Origin of the sequence: uncultured Aureimonas sp., from assembly GCF_913775355.1 — a bacterium.
Taxonomy (GTDB): domain Bacteria; phylum Pseudomonadota; class Alphaproteobacteria; order Rhizobiales; family Rhizobiaceae; genus Aureimonas.
Genome location: NZ_CAJYIU010000112.1, coordinates 1 through 3,796, shown reverse-complemented (window position 1 = coordinate 3,796; position 3,796 = coordinate 1). Strand labels below are relative to the sequence as shown.

General features: G+C 64.2%; 5 protein-coding genes and 2 tRNA genes. 3 read left to right on the top strand and 4 right to left on the bottom strand.

What is annotated here, in order from left to right; all coding sequences use genetic code 11:
* The 4 genes from QZ753_RS08180 to QZ753_RS08165 form a co-directional block, all read right to left on the bottom strand.
* Positions 1–293 (bottom strand): ETC complex I subunit (locus tag QZ753_RS08180; protein ID WP_294642666.1); only part of this gene is annotated, 293 nt, incomplete at its 3' end.
* A 44-nt stretch (positions 294–337) separates the two neighbouring features.
* Positions 338–414 (bottom strand) — tRNA-Pro (locus QZ753_RS08175).
* 85 nt (positions 415–499) lie between these two features.
* Positions 500–949 carry a DUF192 domain-containing protein gene (locus QZ753_RS08170; protein ID WP_294642664.1) on the bottom strand — a complete coding sequence of 150 codons (450 nt, stop codon included), beginning with the start codon at positions 947–949 and terminating at the stop codon, positions 500–502.
* On the bottom strand, positions 949–1,524 hold the full coding sequence (locus QZ753_RS08165) for a cold-shock protein (protein WP_294642663.1): 576 nt from the start codon (positions 1,522–1,524) through the stop codon (positions 949–951). Before QZ753_RS08165 ends, QZ753_RS08170 begins: the two co-directional genes overlap by 1 nt.
* Before the next feature lie 327 nt (positions 1,525–1,851).
* Between QZ753_RS08165 and QZ753_RS08160 the strand changes: the two genes are divergently transcribed.
* From QZ753_RS08160 to QZ753_RS08150, 3 genes are all read left to right on the top strand, one after another.
* The gene (locus QZ753_RS08160) at positions 1,852–2,292 is read left to right on the top strand and encodes a VOC family protein (protein ID WP_294642661.1); all 441 of its coding nucleotides are present in this window, start codon (positions 1,852–1,854) and stop codon (positions 2,290–2,292) included.
* A gap of 212 nt (positions 2,293–2,504) precedes the next feature.
* A complete protein-coding gene (locus QZ753_RS08155; protein ID WP_294642659.1) occupies positions 2,505–3,590 on the top strand; it encodes a D-Ala-D-Ala carboxypeptidase family metallohydrolase in 1,086 nt (361 codons plus the stop codon).
* A 128-nt stretch (positions 3,591–3,718) separates the two neighbouring features.
* A tRNA-Glu gene (locus QZ753_RS08150) sits at positions 3,719–3,793 on the top strand.
* The last annotated feature ends 3 nt before the right edge of the window (positions 3,794–3,796 follow it).

The following is a 3,796-nucleotide window of genomic DNA, read 5'->3' as shown; positions in this document are numbered from 1 at the left end:
GGCTGCGCGCGGTCGTAGCGGAAGTTGTCCGAATAGGACACCTTCGGCCGGCCGGCGATGTGCTGGTCCTCGACTCGGTACGGAATGCCGTTGCGCTCCGCGTACTCGATCGCGAGTTCCTTCGTCTCGAACGAGAGGCGCACCTGCGAGCGCATGTCGCGCGACGAGGTGTAGCCCATCAGCGGCTCGACCGTCTTCGGGTCCTCGGGCTCGTAGAGGAAGAGCCATTCGCGGGTTCTTCCCTTGCCCGACTGCATGGCCGTGCGGGCCGGACGATAGATGCGAGCCACCATGTTCGCGCCGTCTCCGAATTCGTTGTCCTGCGGTGTTCAAGATATGGTCGGAGCGGCAGGATTCGAACCTGCGACCCTCTGGTCCCAAACCAGATGCGCTACCAGACTGCGCTACGCTCCGATGATCCGGAACAATCCGAAACACTGGGCTTCTAGACGAAGGCCCGCGGCCACGCAATGCGGCTGGACCGCGATCGGGAGAACTTCTACCGTCGGCCGATCAGCGGGTGCTCCAGCTTGTCGCCGGTTTTTGCGCCATAGCCCGCCGCAGCCCCGCCGTTGATTTCCAGCACGTAACGGACGGGCTTCCCGGATGGGATGGTCTCCAGCGAGTGCGGCTTGGCGTTGCGCGCGATGCGCACGATCGTCCCCGTCTTGTCGACGAAGAGCATGTCCAAGGGAATCAGCGTGTTCTTCATCCACATGCTGACCTCGCGGTCCTCATGGAAGTCGAACAGCATGCCGGTGTCCTCCGCGAGACTGTCGCGGTTCATCAGCCCGATCTCGCGCTTCTGGGGTGTGTCTGCGACCTCGACGGCGATTGCATGCGCTCCGGAGGACGTCTTGAGCGTTGCGGTGTCCGCGAGAGCGGCGGTTGCGGTAAACAGCGCGGCCGCGACGCCGACCGCGCAGGCTTTCATCGTGATGCTCGTCATCAATGTGCTCCCGGCCGCACGGGCCCGGTCATCGGATGGATTTCGGCGGCCATCAGGCCCTTGTCGCCGTTGCCGTAGCGGACCAAGACCTCCTGCCCAGGCCGCAGTTCCGCCATGCCGTATCGACGCAGCGTCTCCATATGGACGAAGATGTCCTCCGTGTCCTCACCGCGAGAGATGAAGCCGTAGCCCTTGCTGCGGTTGAACCACTTGACCGTCGCGCGTTCGAGATCGCTGGTCGGCACGACCTGGACATGGGTTCGCGCGGCCGCCGATTGCGACGGCGCGACGGCGGTCGACGTGTCCATGCTCAGGACCCGAAACGCTTGGAGACCCCGGTCCCCGCGCTGGACCTCGCAGACGACGGTCGCGCCTTCCAATGCCGTCGAGAAGCCGTCGCGACGCAGGCAGGTCACGTGCAGGAGAACGTCGTCCCCGCCCCCGTCGGGAACGACGAAGCCGAAGCCCTTGGCGACGTCGAACCACTTGATCTTGCCGGTGACCGTCTCGAGATCGAGCGACGGCGCTGCACCGTCGGCCTCGAGGTCCATCACGCTGGGTGCACGCACTGTCATCGAACGTTCCGCCTCGTCCGCCGCTCTCGCCCGCCGCGTGAACGGCTTGGCGCCGACCGTTCCAGAATCCTTGCAGGACACGTCAGCATTCGCGATCCCGCAGCATTCGTCAAACCATCACCTGAGGTTTCAGAATAGTTTGAATGGTGAGTTTGGGAATCCTCGGAGCCTCGGTTTTCTCCGTTCCCCGCAAAAAACATGATGTTCCGTCCCCGTCGCAAGCTTCGGAAAAAGTCGCGAGCCTAAAGCGTGTTCCCATCGGCCGCACATTGGCGGATCGCTTCGCGCCTCTAAGTCGCAACGGAACGACGTTCTGAGCAGGATCCCATGCGATATCTCCATACGATGGTCCGCATCGCCGACATCGACAAATCCCTCGATTTCTACTGCAACAAGATGGGCATGGTGGAGGTCCGCCGGAGCGAGAGCCAGGCCGGACGCTTCACCCTGATCTTCCTCGCCGCACGCGACGACGTGGATGCCGGCCGCGCCCACGCGGCTCCGTTGCTCGAACTCACCTACAACTGGGATCCGGAAGAGTACGGCAGCGGGCGGAACTTCGGTCACCTCGCCTACGAGGTGGACGATATCTACGAGACCTGCCAGCGACTGATGGATCAGGACATCACGATCAACCGCCCCCCGCGCGACGGCCGAATGGCCTTCGTAAAATCGCCGGACAACATCTCGTTCGAGCTTCTGCAGCGTGGGGACGCAAAGCCGCCCGCGGAGCCTTGGTCGAGCATGCCCAATACGGGCACGTGGTAACGTTCATGGTAAAATGCGGCGGCACTAGCCTCGGAAACGACACAGTGCTAACGAAATAGTCACTTTTCGCGGTCGGGTCCCGGGTTCGGGGCCCGCGCTCTGGGGAAGCGAACGCGAGCGAGGCGGCAGTCTTCCGAAGACCCGATTCCGGGCTTCGGTCATGGCTTGGACGGATGGCATCACAGGCCTCCGTCGAGAGGGTGGACGACCGGTTGACCGAACGATTCTTCTCCGTACGCGGCGGTTTGCCGCGCAAGGCGCTCTTCGCCGCAACCGTGCTTTCGCTTTCGCCGCTTCTGGGCGGTTGTGTATCGGCCGTGGACGAGAGCAACGCCTTCGGCTTCTCGCAGGCGCCAGAGCCGAAATCCGTCGAGGACGCCATCGCGCAGGACGCGAAGGCCGCCGAGCCCGGTGCTGCTGCAGGCGATGAGGTAGCGGTCGCGGCCGCTAAGCCTGAGCGGGAAAGCGGAAAGGCCGAGGCGAAGTCGGCGCCGGCTCTCGATCCTGCGCTTGCTGCACGCGTCGCTGAAGGAGAATCCTCTGGAGCGGCCGCGACGCAGGCGGCATCCATCGCCGCCAACGAGGAGGCGGACGGCGGGATCAAGCCGGGACGACTTCTGACGCGCACGACGGGTCCCGCCATCGCCGCTTTCGCCGAGCCCAAGAAGGCGGCCGAGGCTGACCGCTCGCTCTACGCCTCCCTCTACAATCAGTCGCAGGCGAAAGTGCCCCTGCGAAACGCCGAGGCCGGCAAGTCCGGCCGTATCGTCGTTCATCAGCGGAATGACGCCGAGACCGATATCGGCGCCAACGCCCTGCCCGGCGTCGACCCAAAATCGCTCTTCGAGATCGGCCAGCGCGCTTCGGTTGATTCCGAGCTCATGGACGACATCGGCAGCAGCTACCAGCTCGCCTCGCTCTCCGGCATCGCGCGTCTTGCGCCGAGCGGACTCCTGATTCAGCGCGAGGATGTCGTTACCAACTGTTTCGACTCGAACCTGATGTCGCTGATCAGCCAGATCGAGCGCCGGTTCAAACAGAAGGTCGTCATCACCTCCGGCTTCCGCTCGCCGCAGCACAATCGCCGCGTCAACGGCGCGAAGGCATCCATGCACATGGCCTGCAAGGCGGCCGACCTGCACGTGCCGGGCGTGAACGGACAGGACGTTGCCCAGTTCGTGCGGGCCCTGCCCGGTCGCGGCGGCGTCGGCACCTATTGCCACACCGCGGCGATCCACATCGACGTCGGCAAGATGCGTGACTGGAACTGGCCCTGCCGACGTCGTCAGTCGACCTGAAAGGCGTGATGCTGCAAGGTTCGGCTCAGGCGCTTTGGGCCCGTGATGCCGGACGGCTCCAAAACCCGATCGGCTAGCCGATTTCGGGTTGCACGCCAAAGCGACTCGCCGTATAGACCCACTCGTCCGCGCCCGTCGTCTATCGGTTAGGACGCCACCCTTTCACGGTGGAGAGAGGGGTTCGATTCCCCTCGGGCGTACCACTT